Here is a 17,168-nt window from a genome sequence, read left to right on the forward strand (position 1 = left end):
TGCAGGCTGTCGTTGCGTCAGTCGCAACAGAGACTCAATCCCACTGGAGAACGAGAGCGCTTTCCCCATCCAAACCCAGTCGCGTCCGGGACGACAGCCGGCGTGTCTCGCGGTCCATGACGCCGCACAGCCACTCGGCGTCCCTCCGGTAGGCGTAGTGGGGCCGCAGTTGGCGCAGCTGCATCGGGTGCATGCGCAGGCTGACGAGCTGGCCGTTCGTTGGATCCACTGACGCCAGGTACATCAGGGCCAGGTCCGGCCGGTAGTCCGCGTGGCCGTGGATGCCCTCGTAGTCGTTCAGGAAGTCGCCGCAGCCGTAGAGGATGAGCTTCTCCTGGTGGACCTCGACGCCGCGAGGATGGTGCGAGGAGTGGCCATGGACGACGTCCACGCCAGCCTCGTCGATGAGGGCATGGGCGAAGTCCCGCTGCGCCCGGGGCACCGTGTAGCCCCAGTTTTCGCCCCAGTGGATGGAGGCGATGACGACGTCGCCTTCACGCTTGAGGGCCGCCACCCGTTTGCCCAGGTGCCTCGCCGTGGTGGGGGACAGGTCGGGCAGCAGGTCCACGCCCGGCCTGTCTCTTCCCGCTGCCCACGATGGCGGAATGCCGCTGCTGACATCTCCGCACGAAAACACCACGACTCGCCGCCCGGCCCCCAAGGACAGGAGCGCGGGCTGCTGGGCCTCCTCCAGGTCCTCACCCATCCCTGAGGTGGCGATTCCCAGACGGTGGAGGGTGGTCAGCGTTTGCGACAGCCCCGGGTAGCCCCAGTCCAGCACGTGGTTGTTCGCCATCGCGCAGCAACTGATTCGGGCCGCCGTGAGACCGGCGGCGTTCTCCGGGTGCATGCGGTAGTGGATGCCCTTGTCGGGCCACCACTGCTCGCTCGTGGTGATGCTCGTCTCCAGGTTGATGATCCGGACGTCGGGCGCGGCCTGCTCCAGCGCGGCGAGCGCGTCTCCCCAGATGTCTCCGAAGCCGACGGGCTTGCGGATGGGGCCATTGCGCTCTTCGGCGAGCGCGACGTAGTCCCGGGCATCGCGCACGTAGGCTTCGTGGATGCCGGGTGGAGCAGGGTGGGGCAGGACCTGATCAATGCCCCTGCCTGTCATCACGTCGCCGCAGAGGAAGAGGGAAACCAGCCTCTTGGACTGGTGGTCAGGAGTCATCGTTGACGAAGTACGCGGTGAAGGGCTCCTGGTACTCCTCGTAGCTGGGCATGGCGTGCTCCCCCTTGAAGGAAGATGCGGTCCACCACCGGCAGCTGGCAGGCCTCGAGGCGCCATCCAGCCGCTGACGCGCCAGGTCGAGCTTGCTGCCTGGAACATTTGAATGAATAGGGAAGTGGAAACTCTGGGTCGCCGAATGCCGACAATGCCTCGGGGCAGGCGGGTGAGATGGCACCATCCCGCCGTGTAGGATTCATGCCCTGAAGCACCTTCAACCGGAGGCAGGCCCTTGATCAGCTCCCTCATCCGCCAGGTCGTCAGCACGGTCCAGGCCGCGGTCACGAAGCCTCCGGTGGTCCCGGCTCCCCCCACGCCTCCGCCCTCCGCCGCGCCGTACTTCCAGGACGGTCTGGACGCGGCGAAGGCCAGCCCCGTGAACCTCAGCGGCTACGGGAACACGCCTGCGGCCACGGCTCCCGCGAGCGTGGATTCTCCCCAGACGAAGGCGAGCAAGGGGGAGAAGGTCGGCCCGGAGTTCATCCACCTGGACGCCGGGTGGACTCCCCAGGGACAGGGCTACGACGCCGGGCGCGGTGAAGTGCTCACGACCTATTACAACGACGACCACCGGGTGCTCCTGTCCGTGCAGGACAAGGACTCGGGGAAGGAGACGCATCAGGCCGTGCTCGGTGGACCGCCGCCCGCGGGCCCTCCCAGCCATGGTGGCGGAGTCTCCACGGATGGCGACCACGTCTACGTCTCCGACACGGATCACATCTACGTCTACACGCGCGAGGAGATTGAAGCCGCGCAGAACGAGTGCCGTGAGGCCATGCCCTCGCAGGTCATGGATGTCCCGAAGCCTGAAGGCTTGACGGATCCGGCCACGGGCATCGGCCTTGTCTCCGCCGGCAGCTTCATGACCGTGAAGGACGGCTACGCGTACATCGGCGGCTACAGCAAGGACGGCGATGGCAAGGCAGGCGCTGTCTGGCGGTACAAGCTCGACGAGAAGACCGGCGAGCTCATCGAGGACTCTCGTGAGGGCCCCATCCGTGCTCCGGACCGCGCGCAGGGGATGACCGTGGTGGACGGAGGCATCATCTTCACCACGGGCGACAAGAAGCTCGTCTACCAGCCCTTCACGTCCACCGAGGACACCTTCTCGGCGGACATCGACCAGCGGGTGGACATCGGCAACGGGCTCATCGACCCCTACGCCCAGGGCGTGAACATCATCGATGGCGAGATCTGGGTCACCTACGAGAGCGGCTCGCACAAGTACCGCGACAACGTGGACGAGCCCCGTGAGCACATCCAGCGCATCCCGCTGGAGGATCTGGACCTCGCGGCCGGATGCCTCACGGCGGAACAGCTCGAAGGCTGAGGTCCTACGCGGACACGCTCGCCTCCATGTCGGCGAGCGTGAAGTCGTCCATCGTCAGCGTGCCGACCTGGTCGATGGACAGGCCCACGCTGAGGGCCTTCGCCGCGGAGGGCGTCGCGGGGGTGGTCCATTCCGCGAAGGTGTAGCTGCTGCGCGGGGGCAGCAGCGGCCCCTGGGACCAGTAGGTCCAGGCGCCCGCGCTGTTGCGGTAGTACGCCTTGAACCGCACCTGCGTGGTGGCCTTGTACCAGGCGGTGATCCGGTAGTGATGCCCTGTCACCGGCGTGGGCGTGCAGTTGCTGTCGTCCTGCCGGGTGATGAGCTTCCGGTCTCCGTCGGTGATTTGCGTGATGCGCACCTGCTGCGCCCAGCTGCCGCCGTGCGCGTCCGACGTCCGTGTCCATGTGAAGGTGTTGCTCCCGAAGCCGCCGCGTTGCCAGCAGTCCGGCGTCCCGTCGCCGTTGCTGTCCGCTTCGAGCGAGGGGTTCTTCAAGAGCTGCGCGGGGGGCCAGCTCACCGGGGGCTTGAGCACGCCGCCGATGATGGCGTCCATCGTGGCCACGGTGGTACCTCGCGAGGCGCGGGTGGCCAGCCAGTCGATGAACGCCGTCAGGTTGGCGGGCGAGATGGAATAGGTCTGCGGTGGGTCGCACGGCCCGCAGATGTGGTGGAAGACGATGGGCACCCAGCCGCCGCCTGAGTCCTCGGCGCGCAGCACGTAGTTCTTCAGGTCCGTGAGTGTGGTGGTGGCCTGCACGGAGCCGTGGGTCCGGATGGCGTACGGGTCCGTGGGAGGCACGGGCTCGGCGGCCGGGCTGCTTCCGGTGGAGGTGGTTCGCAGGCCGCCGCTTTCCCTCGCGGAGTTGTAGTTGCAGTCGATGACGATCTGCCGCGTGGTCGCGTCCTTGTCTCCGAAGGGATAGGCGAAGGACGTCACGCGGAAGCCCGCGTTCAGCAGGGCGACCCGGTCGTTGCAGATCTCCCTGCGCTGCGCGTCCGCCGACAGCTCCGTGAGGTGCGGATGCGTCAGCGTGTGGCCACCAATCTCATGGCCCTTGTCCCGGAGCGCGCGCACCTGGGCGAGCGTGAGGCGGCCGGACTGTCCCAGCCGGCTGCTGTTGATGAAGAACGTCCCCCGCATGCCTCGGGCCTCCATGGCCGAAGCCCCGATGAGCTGGGAGGCCAGGCAGTCGTCGAAGTTCAGCGAGACGACCACCTGGCCGGGCAGGAGGGCGGTGGCTCGGGTCGTGTGTTCCATGGTGGGTGCTCCCCCTTGTGCACGAAGGCTTCACCCACAACCTGTGCACGCGCCGCTACTCGAGCTTCGACGTGGCGCCGATGCGCAGCTCCAGCGTCGTGAGCGCCGGATCCGCGAGGATGTCCGCCTTGTTGAACAGCACGGGCCGGAATTGTTTGCCGGAGAAGAGGTCCGCCTGGTCCGCGAAGTGCGGGGAGGCCGGGTCGGTGGACTCCGCGTAGGACAGGATGGCGTTCGCCCTGGGCCCTTCCGGCGTGAACTCCATCACCATGAGGAAGCTGGTCCCGAAGTCGACCAGGTAGCCTTCCGGCGTGAGCCCCGTGCCAGGGGAGAGCAGCGGGCCCTTCGGCTGGGACTGCGGCAGCAGCGTCGCGTTCGCGCCAGAATAGCCGACGACGTTGGTGACGCCCTCGAAGGCCGCGCCGCCGTGCAGCGGCACCTTGCGGTCGCCCTTCCACGCGAACTGCACGTCCCCCAGCTTCGCTCCCACCGCGATGCCCGCCTTGCCCAGGAGCGCCACGGCCTCCGCCAGCTTCTGGTTCACCGGATCCACGCCGGACTCAGGCGCCGGGACCAGGCCCGCCGGCGTCACCGCCGCCCGGGCCGGATCGAAGGGCTGCGCGAAGAGGGCGCCCCGGTCCACGAGGTCGGAGCGGCTGAATCCGTTGAGGAACTCGCGCCAGACGATGGCGCCCGCGCGGTCCAGCTCCAGCCGGCCATCCCACGCGGAGATCAGCTGGCACGCCTCCGCGATGTCCACCGGCGCGCCGTCGACGACCACGGGCTCCGCGCCCTGGCAGCGCTGCACCACGGCCGCGCGCAGCTGCTCCGCCACCCAGGTGCGGTTGCTCAGGATGGCCTGCTCGGCCTCCTCACGCGTGAAGCGCCCGTCGCTCCCGGCCGCCGCGGTGTCGCCCTGCTCGGTGATGAGGGTGAGGTTCATGTGCGAGCGCGTGCTCATGCGCCCGCGCGTCCCGAAGATTTCGTAGAGGAAGGGCAGGTCGAGCAGCGGCTGGGCGGGGTTGGTGAACGTCGCCGGATCATTCGCGTTCATCACGAAGTCCGTGCGGCGCAGCTGCGGCATGACCGTCGTCGGCACCAGGCCGTGCGACTCGCTGTCCAGTCCCACCCATTCATCACGGGACGTGCTGCCGTCCAGGAGGACGAGCCCCAGTGACGCGAACACCGGCGCGTCCGGAGTGGACTCGAGCGAGTCGCGATACGCCGCGACAGTGGCGGGGCTCAGGTAGGGGACCCGGGACGCGTCCACGTAGCGCGTATCTCCATCCGCGCTCGCGAGCAGCGTGTTCACCCAGGGCGCTCCGCGCACGGTGCGCTCCACGTCCGCGGCTTCGTCGAGGTCGCGGGCCGTGTTCAAGCGCACCCAGTGCTCCGCGAAGCGCGGGTTGTCCTCCGTCGCATCGCGCGTCGTGTACGCGGTCTCGCCCGTCCAGTCCGCGCCGGGGCCGGCCAGGATGGGGCCGTAGTGGCTGCGCCAGAACGTGCGCGTCTCCTGGGTCATGCCGCCGTCATCGCCCCGCACGGTGACGGTGACGGTCCGCGACGTCATGCGGCGGGTCGTTCCGTCATAGACGTACGCCGTGGGGTCGCCCGGCACGAGCTTGAGCCGGTACAACGTCAGGTGGCTCGACGCCGTCACGGTGTGCGTCCACGCGAGGTCCCGGTTGAAGCCGATGTTGATCGCCGGCACGCCCAGCAGCGACACGCCGTACACGTCGAGCTTGCCGGGGATCGTCTGGTGGCTCTCGTGGAAGCGGAGGCTGCCCTCCCAGGGGAAGTGTGGATTGGCCACAAGCATGCCCCGGCCACTGGCGGTCTTCTCGCGGCCCAGCGCCCAGCCGTTGCTGCCCAGCTCGTCCTTGCGCGGCGACAGCGCGAGCGGCCTCGACTGGAGCCGCTCGCCTCCCGTCTCCGCGCCCGGTGGTTGCGCGTTGCCCACGTAGCCCAGCAGCGGGATCAGCGTGTCGAACAGCGACAGGTCCAGGTGGTACGCCAGCAGGTCGTACGCGCTGATGGGCTTCACCCACGCGGCGTCCCGGCACGGCTCGGGACGTTCATCCGCTGGCACGTCCGCGAGGTACTGGTTGTAGCCAGCGGCATAGCCCTGCACGAGGTCGCGCAGCTCCTGCGACTGCTCCGCGAAGCGGGCCTCGGCGCGGGCGCGCAGCGCGAGCCCCAGGTAGGTGAAGTCGCTCTCGAGGAAGGCGTCCTGCGGGCCCCGGCCCAGGTAGCGAGCACGCTCGCCACGGACCTTGAGGAACTGATCCGCGAGGATGCAGACCGCGTCCTGCGCCTGCGCATAGCCAATGCCCGCGCCCAGGCTGCGATAGCCATCCGCCTGGATGTGCGGGACGCCGTAGGACGTGCGGTGGAGGGTGGCCTTGAGCGCGGAGGGCGCGGGTGGATCGTCGTTCCGGCAGCCGCTGAACGCCGTCAGGGTCAGGCACAGGGAGAGGGCGATTCGGGATGTGCGCATGGGTCGTCAGCCTCGCAGACAGGGCTGACAAGGATATCCGTTCTAAGCCCGGTATCCCCGACCACAAGGGTGGTGGCGACCGCGTGGGACCGGTGGCATAGGCTGCGCCCAAAAGGAGCGGGCCATGTCGTACATGCTGGTGGTGAAGCAGGTGGGGAACAGCAAGGCGTTCACGGAGGAGGAGAAGCGGGTGTCGGCGAACCGGATGGAGCGGATGCTGCGCTTCGGGGCGTCGCTCCAGGAGCGAGGCATCCTCGTGGCGGCGGACTCCCTGCGTTCGGACGAGGAGGGTGTCCGGGTAGTGCGGCGCGACGGGAAGCTGAGCTTCATCGACGGGCCGTTCACGGAGTCCAAGGAGATCATCGGCGGCTTCTTCCTCATCAACGTGGAGACGCGCGAGGAGGCGGTGGAGTGGGCCACGCAGTGCCCCGCGGCGGAGTGGTCCACCGTCGAGGTGCGCCAGTGCGGTCCCTGCTACGACCCGTGAGCGGCGCGGCCGCGCACGCCGTGTCCTACGGCGGCGCGGCCGCGGCACAGCCTCACGTAGCGCCGGGAGATGCGCTCCTCGTAACGGGCGAGCAGGTTCTCGGAGGTGAGCTGGCGGATGACGGGCCTGCCCCATGCGCGGGCGATGCCGTAGGCGCACGCGCCGCCCAGCATTCAGCCCAGCCAGAGCTGGAGCGCGCAGACCGCCTTCCCCCAGGCCTGGAGCGCCACCGGCAGCAGCAGCGCGCTGGAGAAGAAGGCCCGCATCGCCGACAGGGCGGAGAGGACGACGAACAGCCCCGCGCCCCAGACGGGATGCGTGGAGATGATGGGCGCCGCCGCGTCGACGGCCCGGCCCAGCAGGGACTGGAACGCCTCCGAGGACGCGAGCAGCGCGAGGCCGGCGAGCAGCATCACCATCAGCAGCGCCCGGCCCCACGCGGCGGGGAGCCCGTGATGCGCGTCCCGCGGCTGGGGGAGGTGTTCATGGGCCCAGGCCTTCAGGCGCGCAGCGCGTCCAGGATGGACAGGCGCGCGGCGCGCAGCGCGGGCAAGAGCCCACCCAGGAGCCCCATCGCCGTGCCGAACAGCAGCGCGCCCAGCAGGATGGCGGGGGTGGGGGAGAAGCCGAAGCTCACCGCCGCGAACGTCTGGAAGTTGAGCGTGCGGATGTGGATCCACCGCGTGCCCAGCGCCCCCAGCGCGCCCAGCACGCCCCCGGCCGCGCCCAGCATGGCGGACTCCACCACCACGCTGGCCAGCACGCTGCGCCGCCGGAAGCCCACCGCGCGCAGCATTCCCAGCTCCGCGACGCGCGTCGCCACCTGGGCGTACATGGTGATCATCGCCCCCAACACCGCGCCCACGCTGAAGACGAAGGACACGAAGAGGCCCAGCACGCGGATGAAGGCGGCCAGCCCGCTGGCCTGGTCCGCCCAGTACTCGGGCTCCGGCCGGGCCTCCAGCGTGAAGCGCGGGTTGGCCTCCACGCGCTTCACGAAGGCCTCCACCTCCGCGGGCGAGCGCAGCCGCACCACCGCGGAGTTGTAGTCCTCGCGCCCGAAGGCCGTGCCCAGGCGCATGGCGTCCGCCCACACCTCGGACTCGAAGGCGCCACCCCGGGCGGCGAAGACGCCCACCACCGGCCAGCGCTGCCGGGCGAACCGCAGCTCCCCCCCCAGCGTGGCGTCTGGCGAGGTCCCGACGAGCGAGCGGCCCAGCACCACCTCGTTGGTGCCCGGCCGGGGCCTGCGCCCGGAGACGAGCTGGACCTCCGGCCGCGCCTCGAAGCTCTCCGCGCTGATGCCGCGCGCCGACGTGTTCATCGCCTGCGTGCGTCCGCTGGGCAGCGTCAGCAGCACCACCCGCTCTCCGGCCACCAGCGGCTGGCCGTCCGGCCCGGACGCCACCTGGGGATCCGTGGAGAGGATGCGCACCGCGTCCCGCTCCACGCCGCTGACCAGCTCGCTGGTGGCCCCCTTGCGCAGCACGACGACGTTGGACGCGTCTCCACCCGAGGCCAGCGCGGACTCGATGCCGTTGGCCAGCATCAGCACCGCGGAGAAGACGAAGACGACGAGCCCCAGCCCCACCACCGTGAGGCCGGTGGACAGCCGGCGCGCCCACAGGCTGCGGACGTTGTAGAAGAGCGGCACCATCGCTCAGGCCACCTTCCTCAGGCCTTCCGCCACGGGCAGCCGCACCGCGCGCAGCGCCGGCCCCACGCCCGCCAGCAGGGACACCGCTACCGCCGCGAGCGCGGAGACCCAGAGCGTGTGCCCGCGCGTGAGGTGGTCCGGCATGGGACCGAACCGCGAGGCGATGAGCTTCGCGAAGATTCCCACCAGCACCGGCGCGGCCGCCACGCCCAGCGCCGCCGAGCACAGGCCGATGAAGGAGGACTCGGCCAGCACCAGCGCCACCACGGCGCGCGGGCGGAAGCCCAGAGCGCGCAGGGTGGCGATGTCCCGGGTGCGCTCGCGCACGCCCATGGCCAGCGTGTTGCCGATGACGAGCAGGATGATGAGCAGGATGACGCTGGACACCACCCGCACCGCGGTGACGATGGCCGAGGACATGGCCACGAAGCCCTGCTGGAAGGCCTTCTCGCTCTCCGTCTTCGTCGGGTAGGGGCTGTTGTCGAACAGGCGGTCGATGGCCGCCGCCACCTCGGCCGAGCGCGACGGGTCGTCTACGCGCACCGCGTAGATGCCGGCCTTGTCCTTCATGTTCGCGGTCAGCCGGTCGCTCTCGTTGAGGCAGCGGTAGCCGAACACCAGCGTGCTGGTGTCCACGCCGGGCCGCGCGCCGCGGTAGATGCCGTGCACGTTGAACGTCCAGTCGCCAGGGTAGAGCTGCCCCTTGAGCGTCACCCGGTCCCCCGCCTTCCAGCCGAAGCGCCGGGCCAGCTGCTCCCCCACGAGCGCGCCGCACGGGTCGCCGCGGAAGGCGGCGAGCTGCGAGGGGGGAACGACGAACTCCGGGAAGACGTCCAGGAAGGTGTGTGCGTCGACGGCGAAGTTGGCGAAGAAGTCCTTCTGCGTGTCGCCCAGCTTGCCGCCGAACCACTCCTGGTGCGTGACGGCGGTGACCCCCGGCAGCGCGGCGATGCGCGCGTAATAGGACAGCGGCAGCGGCTGGGTGAAGGACACCTTGTTGCGGACGATGAGCCGGTCCACCTGCGCCGCCCGCGCGTTGTAATAGAAGAGGTCGACGACGGTGCTCAGGAAGATGAAGGCCGTCACGCCCACCGCGCCCGCGAGGACGGTGAGCGTCAGCCTCAGCGGGTTTCGCATCAGGTCGCGGCTCGCGAATCCCACGTAGTTCACTGGAGCACCCCCTTGTCCAGGTGGTGCACGCGGCCCGCGCGCTCGGCGGCCTGCGGGTCGTGCGTCACCATGACGAGCGTCTTGTGCAGCTCCCGGTGGAGCACGCCGAAGAGATCCAGCACGGCCTCCGCCGCCTTGCGGTCCAGGTCCCCCGTGGGCTCGTCCGCGATGATGAGGTCCGGGTCGGTGACGATGGCGCGGGCAATGGCCACGCGCTGCTGCTCGCCGCCGGACATCTGTGGCGGGCGGTGGCTCTCGCGGTGGCCCAGCCGCACGAGCTCCAGCGCCGCGGCCACGTGCCGGCGCCGCTCCCCGCGCGTCAGCGGCGTGAGCAACAGGGGCAGCTCCACGTTCTCCGCCGCCGTGAGCACGGGGATGAGGTTGTAGAGCTGGAACACGAACCCCACGTGGGCGGCGCGCCAGTCGCTGAGCTCCCGGTCATCCAACTCCGACAGGTCCCGGCCGGCCACCTCGACGACACCGGTGGTGGGCCGGTCCAACCCGGAGACGAGGTTGAGCAGCGTGGACTTGCCGGAGCCGGACGGGCCCATGAACGCCTCGAAGGCGCCAGTGCCGATGGTCAGGTCCACCGAGGCCAGCACGGGCACCTCCACCGTGCCGCGCCGGTAGGTCTTGGACACGCCCCTCAGGCGCACCATGGGGGGCGGGGCCTCGGGTCGCGCGTCCTGGATCATCCGCTGCCCGCCTCCACCTTCACGCGCCGGCCGTCGCGAAGGCGCTTCGGGTCCGGGGCCACCACCACCTGCGTGCCCGCCCCTGGGCCCTGTGTCAGGGACACCTCGTCTCCCACGCGCTCGCCCACGCGCACCGGCTGGCGCGTGAGCCGCCCGTCCTTCACCACCCACACGGCCGCGCCCTTCGCGTCGCGCACCACCGCGCTGGCGGGCACGCGCGGGGGCTGTCCGTGCGCGGCCAGCTCCCCGGGAGGCAGCGGCTGGCGGAGGAAGGACACCTTGGCGCCCATGTCCGGCAGTGCACCCTGGGGGACGGACTGGAAGTGCACCAGCACGGTGGCGGTGGCCTTGGAGCGGTCGATGGCGGGGCGCACCGTGGTCGCCGTTCCAGGGAAGGCGCGCTCCGGCATGGCGTCCAGGAAGATGAGCGCGGGCTGGCCGATGTGGATGCGCGAGAGCTGCTCCTCGCTGACCTCGGCCTCGACCTCGAGGGCGTGCAGGTCCACCAGCTCCACGATGCCGCCCAGGTTGGTGCCGGTGAGGGCGGCCGGCGCGAGCACCGCGCCCTCGTTCGCGAGCTTCTTCGACACGGTGCCGTCGAACGGCGCGCGCACCACGGTGTGCATGAGCTGGAGGCGGGCCGCCTCGCTCGCCCGGCGGGCGGCGGCGAGCTGCGCCCGGGCCAGGTTGAGGGACTCCTGCGTGGCGCGGCCCGCGGTCTCCACGTCCAGGAGCTGAGCCCGGGGGATGACGCCCTGCCGGGCGAGGTTGCGCGTGCGCTGCGTGGTGCGCTGCGCGTTGACGGCCTGGGCTTCGGAGGAGGCGAGCTGGGCCTCGGAGGCCCGCACCGAAGCCTTGGCGCGATCCAGCACCACGCGGGCATCCCGGTCATCCAGCCGGGCAAGCACCTGGCCCTGCCGCACGGGCTCTCCTTCCTCCACGGCGACCTCCACGAGTTGGCCCGCGACGAGCGGCGCGATGACCGAGCGGCGCCGCGAGTCGACGTAGCCGGAGGCGGACAGCTCCGTCTGCTGCTCGCCGGGGAGCGGCTCACGCACCTCGGCCACGCGCACGGTGGGCGCTCGGCGTGCCACCGCGGCAGCCACCAGGACGAGCACCGCCACCAGGAGCCCCGCGGCGATGAGCCAGCGCGGTCTGCGCCGGCGCTTCACGGGGGCGGCGGAGCGGTCGATGCGCAGGGCGCTCAACGCGGTCTGGGACTGTGAGTCGGCCATGGCACCTCCGGGCCAGGACCCCGGGCCCTCGAGGATGAGGGTAGGGAGGCGGAGGGCGGTGTGCCACGAGCGGGGCGCCGCTCGCCGGACTTCGCGCCCGCGCTGCTTCCACCTCGCGACATCCCGCCTGACTTCAGGGTGATTCGCATGGCGGGGTCGCCCGCCCATCCTCCGAGGCCATGGCCACGACACCGCAAGATGCCCCGGAGGCGGGTCAGCCGTACCTGCCCACGCCCCAGGCGGAGGCGCAGGCCTTCGCGTGGGACGACCTGCTGACTCCCACCCGTCAGGGACTCCGGGAGCTCTTCGCCTGGCTGGAGGCGGCCTGCGCGGGTGGCGCGGACGAGTCCAACACCGAGCATCTCTCCACCAGCCTCCTCGTCTCCGGCGCCCGGGGCTCCGGCAAGACGACCCTCCTGCTCAGCGCCGTGGAGGCGCTGCGGGACTGGAAGAAGTTCGTCGGCAATGCGAGCGGCCCGGAGGTGGCCGCGTTGTCGCGCACCCTGGGCCGGCTGGAACGGCGCATCCTGTGGCTGGAGCCGCTCGACCTGGAGCCCGTCTCCTCCCAGGCCAACCTGTTGGCCACGCTGCTGGTCCGCATACGGGCCGCGCTGGACAAGCCCCGGCATGCGAAGGGGGCTTGCGGTGAATCCGCCCGGTGGTCGACCTCCATCCTGGAGGAGGGGGCGGAGGAGACGTGGGGGAAGCTGGATCATCTCATCCGCGACGCGTCGTTCATGTGGGAGGACATTCCTTCCACCACGGATGCCCGCGTGCGCGCCGAGCAGCAGATCCGCACGTCGGAGATCTACGCCACCTTTCAATCGCGCTTCGCCGAAGCCATGAAGGACGTGGCGTGCACGCTGTCCATGCCTCGCTTCGGCGCATCCGGCGGCAACCAGGTGGTGCTCGTGCTGCCCATCGACAACGTGGACCGCAGCATCGAGCACCTCTACAACATCGTGAAGCTCACGCGCATGGTGGCCAGCCGCCACCTGTGGTTCGTCCTGGCCGCCGGCCACCAGGAGTTTCAGCGCTTCATGGAGCGCTCCTTCCAGAAGGAGCTCATCGTCTCCGGCCAGGCCGGCATCGGCTTGCGCGGTCAGGAGGAGACGCTCGCCATCGCCCGGCGCCAGGCGGCCACCACGCTGCGCCGGGCGTTTCCCCCCAGCTATCGCATCGCCCTGGAGCCGGTGACGGCCCACGAGGCCTGGCGATTCCCCGTGGATGGACGGGGGGAGACGTTACAGACGTTGGGCTCCCTCCTGGGGCGCCTGCGTCTTCCCATCAGCAAGCAGAAGGAATCGCGGGGGCTGAACACCTTCGCCGACCTCTTCGACCTGGCACGCCAGCTCACGCCCGAGGTGTCGAGCTTCTACCGCGAAGCGCTCCGCATCGAAGGCGCGGAGGCCCCCGCCTCCGAGGCGAGTCCGGACGAACCACTCCCCAATTACATGGGGAGGATCGCGCTCACGCTGCCCGCGAGGACCCTGCAGGACCTCTGGCACGCCGTCCGGCGCGAGGTGCTGAGCTCCTCGGCGGGGACCGGCCCGGACGCCGATCCGGAGCAGGGCGAGCCCGTGGTCCGCATCGCCGCGGCGATGCTCCGCAACGCCATTGACGAGAGCGAGCTTCCGGCCTGGGCCAGCGAGCAGCTGCACCACCGCATCCTCCGGCTGGACGACCAGGGACGCGTCTGCCTGGACCTGACCGGCAAGCCCATCCGCCGCTCCAAGCGCACCAGCCTTCATGGTGTGTTGCAGGGGCTTCCGCGCGCTCCCGGTGGGAACGGGATGGGGGCAGATGCCCGGGTGCTGGGCACGGAGATACACCTGCGCCGCTTCCACGAGGTGGTGCTGGTGCTGGAGGACCTGGAAACACCTGGCCGTAAAGCCCCGCTGCCCTCGAACGTCGCGGGCTGGTTCATGCTCCTGCACGATGTCCTCATGCTCTTCGAGCGGCCCCGCGTGCTGAGCGCGGACCTGACCGCGCTCGAGATGAGCCCGGAGATGGTCGCCACCGTGCACGAACTCTGGGCGGGCCGCGCTCACGGAGAGCCCTTCGTCCAGGCCGGGTTCTGGTGGACGCCTCCCGCGTGGAGCACCTTCATCGAGTTCGGCGTCCTCACCGCGCAGTGGCGCGCGTTCCTCGAGCGGATCTCCGATGGGTTCCTCACCATCGATGACAAGCGGGATACCGCGCTGCGCGCCCGCTTCATCCAGGCCGCGTGGGTGGAGAACATCTGCTCCGTCTCCGGCGGGAAGCTGGGCAAATGGGACTGGAATGAATCCCAGGGCGTCTTGTCCGTGCTGAAGGCGCCTGTGCTGGCGGACGCGCTGGTGCACTATGAGCAGAAGGTGCGCGCCGAAGTGGCGGAACTCGTCGCGCGGATCCGCAAGGATAGCGCCGGAAATGACCGGCTTTGGACGGCGCAGGTCTGGCTTCGCGACGTGCTACCCCTTCAGGTCCAGCCAGAGTTCGCGCTCGCTCCGGACGCGCGCCATCTGCTGCGCCAGTCGCCCGGCGTCAGCGATCCGGAAGGAGGCTGGGACACCCTGATGCAGGACTGGCGCGCCCAGGCACCCCGGCTGGACGCGCTCCGGAAGCAGCGGGTGCGCGAGGCGCTGAACTGCTCCAGCGCGGCGGAGTCGCTGCGTCAGGCGCTCGGCGCGGGTGGCGGGCGCGCGCCGGAGACGTACTATGGCTGGCTCGACGCCATGGTGGACGCCTGGTTCGCTGTAATGGACCACGACGGTGATCCCCTGGCGGATGTGGTGCTGGGCATGTCTCCCCTCATGTCCCCGGACGGGATCGCGTGAGCCGCGAGGGCGCGCGCCCACCGCAGGGCAACCTGGCTCCCCGCCGCATCCCGGAGGCCTACGTGCGCGCGGAGGTGGCCAGCTTTCCGCTGACGAGCCTTGGCTCGTTCCGCTCGGCGCTGACGGAGCTGGTGCCGTCGCTGGACAGTGCGGCCGGCGCGCCCACGCAGGCGCTCTGGCGCGACTGCGAGAAGAGCCTGTCCGAGCACGCCAGCGGCTGGTCGCTGGACCGGATCATCGCCGTGCGCGACGCGTTCTGGTTTCCCTCGCGAGGGCACGCAAGCCTCCGGCGGGCGCCGCGCGAGGGCGTGTCGATGCTCCACTACCTGCGGCACCTGGCGGGCACCCACCTGGAGCGCCGGCCCGGCGTCACCGTCATCTTCCAGGGCACGGGCGCGGAGGCGGTGGAGGCGCTGACGCACTACCGCTGGCTCACCTTCGCGATGCCGGAGGACCTGCTGCTGGCGGCACTTCCGGTGGAGCCGCCTCCCACGCGTGTGGACATCGAACCGCCGCTGCTGGTGCGCAGCCTGTTGGATCGCGGCGTGGCGGAGGTCCATCACCACGTCGGCGCGGGCATGGATTTCACGCTGCTGTGGGCTTCGCTGCTGTCCGCCGTGGGCGACCCGGAGCTGGATCCCCGGTCGCTGATGGGGCCCGGGCTTCCCTTCGATGACGCGGAGGTGATGCTGCGCTGGCTGCTGGCGGCGGCGGTGACCCGCTGTGTCCTCGGGGAGGTCCTGCTGCGGGAAGAGACGCCTCCGCTCCTGGAGTTCGTGCACGGCCTCGCGCAGTCCCAAGCATGGCTGCCGCAACGGCGGCGCGTGCTCTCACGGACGCTGGAGGCGCTCTCGCGGGGACGGCGGGAAGTCCTTCCGGAGCTGGATGAGCTGCGCGGCCTCTACGAGGACCTCCACCCGATGGCGGCCCGCAACGTGTCTGAGCCGCCCGAGACGCTCGACGAGGTGTGGCGGCGGTGTGACCCCGTCGCCCTGCGGCTGCGTCTGAGCACTGCCAACGCAGGCGAGCGCTGGCTGGTGCGCGCGGGCCTCACGCACCTGGGCAACCTGGAGCACGCGGGCCTTCACGACGTGCACTTCGACCGCCTCTTCTGGCAGGTCCAGCGCGTGCGGTGCCTCAGCTACCGCGCCTACGTGCAGCGGCCCATGACCGCGGGCCTCCAGTGGTTCATCCGCTTCTATGGCCGTCCCGGCGCGCTGAAGCGTCCCCTTCGCGCCGTGCGCACGGAGGTGTCCTACGCGGTGGCGGGCGGGGGGCAACCCATCGCCGCGCTGGAGGTCCGCACGAGCCTCTCGGACGATCCCATCAACATCGCGGAGGAGCTGGCCTCCCTCGCGCGCTCATGGCGGGGGGTGCTGGTCCGCACGGGGGAGCAAGCCATGGGTGGACGTCCGCCGGAGTTCGGCGTGGTCCTGCACCTGCTCAAGGCCCGGGACCCGAGCCGGCACTGGACGAAGGGCCAGCCCCCCGCTCACGGCATGGGCACGTACGCGGAGCCGGTGCCCGAGGGGCGTGTGCAACTGGGCGGCCGGTTCTCGGACTACTTCGCGCTGCAGTCGGTGCAGGTGGAGGCGCTGGTGGACCTGCTGCGGGCGGTGCCGCTGTCGCTCTGGTTGGTGCGCGGCCTGGACGTGGCGTCGGACGAGCTGAGCGTGCCCACGTGGGTCCTGGCGCCGCTCTACCGCTACGTGCGCTGGGGCGCGGCACGCGCCGCGACGAAGCGCGAGGCTCGGGCGGCTCCGCCGCTCCGGCTGACCTCGCACGTGGGCGAGGACTACCGGCACCTCATGGAAGGGTTGCGCCGCATCTACGAGAGCTTGCACTACCTGCTGGACCGCACGGGAGGACGGCTGGGCCACGCCACCGCGCTGGGCGTGGAGCCCGGCAGGTGGGCCGAGTCCGTGGGCGTGGTGATGATGCCGGTCGAGGACCGGCTGTGGGACCTGGTCTTCGAGTGGCGGCTCTACAGCGACTACCGGCTGCCACCCGCGCTGGCCGCGGAGGCGCCGCCCGGACGGCCGCAACGCGTGGAGAACATGCTGCGCGAGCTGTCCGAAGCGGTCTTCGGTTTCGGTGACTGTGTCGCGCCGCACGTGCTGGCCGAGGCGCACCACGTGCTGCACAACCTCTGGTGCCCGCCCCTGTCGCGCGAGGAGGGCGGCGTGGGGCTGGATGCCTTCAGCCGGACCTTCTACCGGCTGGACTGGAGCCGGGTGCTCAACGCGAAGGAGGTGCAGCGAGTGCTCAGGGCGTATCGGGAGGAAGAGGGCGTGTTCAGGCGGGGACAGCAACTGGTGGACATCCCACTGGACGCGTCGGAGGTGGACGCGCTCCGGTCGGTGCAGGACGGGATGCGCCGGTACGTGAGCGCGCGGGGAACCGTCGTGGAGGTGAACCCGTCCAGCAACCTGCTCATCGGCAACCTGCTGGACCTGCGCAACCATCCCATCCTGCGGCTCAATCCCCCGCTCGCGGAGGACGGCGCACCGCCGCCGGTGCCCATCGCGGTGGGCGCGGACGATCCCGTCACGTTCTCCACCTTCCTCCTGCGCGAATACTCCCTGCTGCACGAGGCGGCGCGCAGCGCGGGCTATTCCGAGCGGGTGGTGCACGAGTGGCTGTCCAACATCCGCCGGACGAGCATGGACGCGCGCTTCACCGCCCCCTGGCGCCCCAGCGCCCTGCACATGGTGGACGAGCTGCTGGACGCGCTGGCCCGCTTCGCCCGGAGGGCCGTGCCCCGCCACGAAGCCCCCGCGCCCGCTTGAGCG

13 protein-coding genes are annotated in these 17,168 nt (G+C 70.6%); 4 read left to right on the plus strand and 9 right to left on the minus strand.

The window, feature by feature from the left end:
* Positions 1–34: 34 nt before the first annotated feature.
* Positions 35–1,171 carry a CapA family protein gene (locus D7V80_RS00860; protein WP_120586357.1) on the minus strand — a complete coding sequence of 379 codons (1,137 nt, stop codon included), beginning with the start codon at positions 1,169–1,171 and terminating at the stop codon, positions 35–37.
* A gap of 289 nt (positions 1,172–1,460) precedes the next feature.
* On the opposite strand from D7V80_RS00860, the gene D7V80_RS00865 reads away from it, so the two are divergent.
* Complete coding sequence (locus tag D7V80_RS00865; protein ID WP_120586358.1) at positions 1,461–2,558, plus strand: hypothetical protein; 1,098 nt, start codon at positions 1,461–1,463, stop codon at positions 2,556–2,558.
* Between the two features lie 4 nt (positions 2,559–2,562).
* Here D7V80_RS00865 and D7V80_RS00870 read toward each other — a convergent pair whose 3' ends face one another.
* Positions 2,563–3,816 carry a polysaccharide deacetylase family protein gene (locus D7V80_RS00870; protein WP_120586359.1) on the minus strand — a complete coding sequence of 418 codons (1,254 nt, stop codon included), beginning with the start codon at positions 3,814–3,816 and terminating at the stop codon, positions 2,563–2,565.
* 55 nt (positions 3,817–3,871) lie between these two features.
* Positions 3,872–6,313, minus strand: a complete 2,442-nt coding sequence (locus D7V80_RS00875; RefSeq protein WP_120586360.1) for a penicillin acylase family protein — start codon at positions 6,311–6,313, stop codon at positions 3,872–3,874.
* A gap of 124 nt (positions 6,314–6,437) precedes the next feature.
* Between D7V80_RS00875 and D7V80_RS00880 the strand changes: the two genes are divergently transcribed.
* Positions 6,438–6,800 (plus strand): YciI family protein, encoded by a 363-nt coding sequence (locus D7V80_RS00880; protein ID WP_120586361.1) that lies wholly within the window; start codon positions 6,438–6,440, stop codon positions 6,798–6,800.
* Here D7V80_RS00880 and D7V80_RS42100 read toward each other — a convergent pair.
* The 6 genes from D7V80_RS42100 to D7V80_RS00905 form a co-directional block, all read right to left on the minus strand.
* Complete coding sequence (locus D7V80_RS42100; protein WP_199738325.1) at positions 6,788–6,973, minus strand: hypothetical protein; 186 nt, start codon at positions 6,971–6,973, stop codon at positions 6,788–6,790. The genes D7V80_RS00880 and D7V80_RS42100 overlap by 13 nt on opposite strands.
* On the minus strand, positions 6,974–7,219 hold the full coding sequence (locus tag D7V80_RS00885; protein ID WP_199738326.1) for a hypothetical protein: 246 nt from the start codon (positions 7,217–7,219) through the stop codon (positions 6,974–6,976).
* An 80-nt stretch (positions 7,220–7,299) separates the two neighbouring features.
* A complete protein-coding gene (locus D7V80_RS00890; protein WP_120586362.1) occupies positions 7,300–8,457 on the minus strand; it encodes an FtsX-like permease family protein in 1,158 nt (385 codons plus the stop codon).
* 3 nt (positions 8,458–8,460) lie between these two features.
* Complete coding sequence (locus tag D7V80_RS00895) at positions 8,461–9,627, minus strand: FtsX-like permease family protein (protein ID WP_120586363.1); 1,167 nt, start codon at positions 9,625–9,627, stop codon at positions 8,461–8,463.
* On the minus strand, positions 9,624–10,322 hold the full coding sequence (locus tag D7V80_RS00900; RefSeq protein ID WP_120586364.1) for an ABC transporter ATP-binding protein: 699 nt from the start codon (positions 10,320–10,322) through the stop codon (positions 9,624–9,626). Before D7V80_RS00900 ends, D7V80_RS00895 begins: the two co-directional genes overlap by 4 nt.
* Positions 10,319–11,557 carry an efflux RND transporter periplasmic adaptor subunit gene (locus D7V80_RS00905; protein ID WP_120586365.1) on the minus strand — a complete coding sequence of 413 codons (1,239 nt, stop codon included), beginning with the start codon at positions 11,555–11,557 and terminating at the stop codon, positions 10,319–10,321. The genes D7V80_RS00900 and D7V80_RS00905 overlap by 4 nt, the downstream gene beginning before the upstream one ends.
* Positions 11,558–11,736: 179 nt before the next feature.
* Here D7V80_RS00905 and D7V80_RS00910 point away from each other — a divergent pair, with 179 nt between their 5' ends.
* Together D7V80_RS00910 and D7V80_RS00915 are read left to right on the plus strand one after the other, a co-directional pair.
* On the plus strand, positions 11,737–14,376 hold the full coding sequence (locus tag D7V80_RS00910; RefSeq protein ID WP_120586366.1) for an ATP-binding protein: 2,640 nt from the start codon (positions 11,737–11,739) through the stop codon (positions 14,374–14,376).
* Positions 14,373–17,165 (plus strand): hypothetical protein, encoded by a 2,793-nt coding sequence (locus D7V80_RS00915; protein ID WP_120586367.1) that lies wholly within the window; start codon positions 14,373–14,375, stop codon positions 17,163–17,165. Before D7V80_RS00910 ends, D7V80_RS00915 begins: the two co-directional genes overlap by 4 nt.
* The last annotated feature ends 3 nt before the right edge of the window (positions 17,166–17,168 follow it).

The organism is Corallococcus sp. CA054B, from assembly GCF_003611625.1.
In the GTDB taxonomy this organism is placed as follows: domain Bacteria; phylum Myxococcota; class Myxococcia; order Myxococcales; family Myxococcaceae; genus Corallococcus; species Corallococcus coralloides.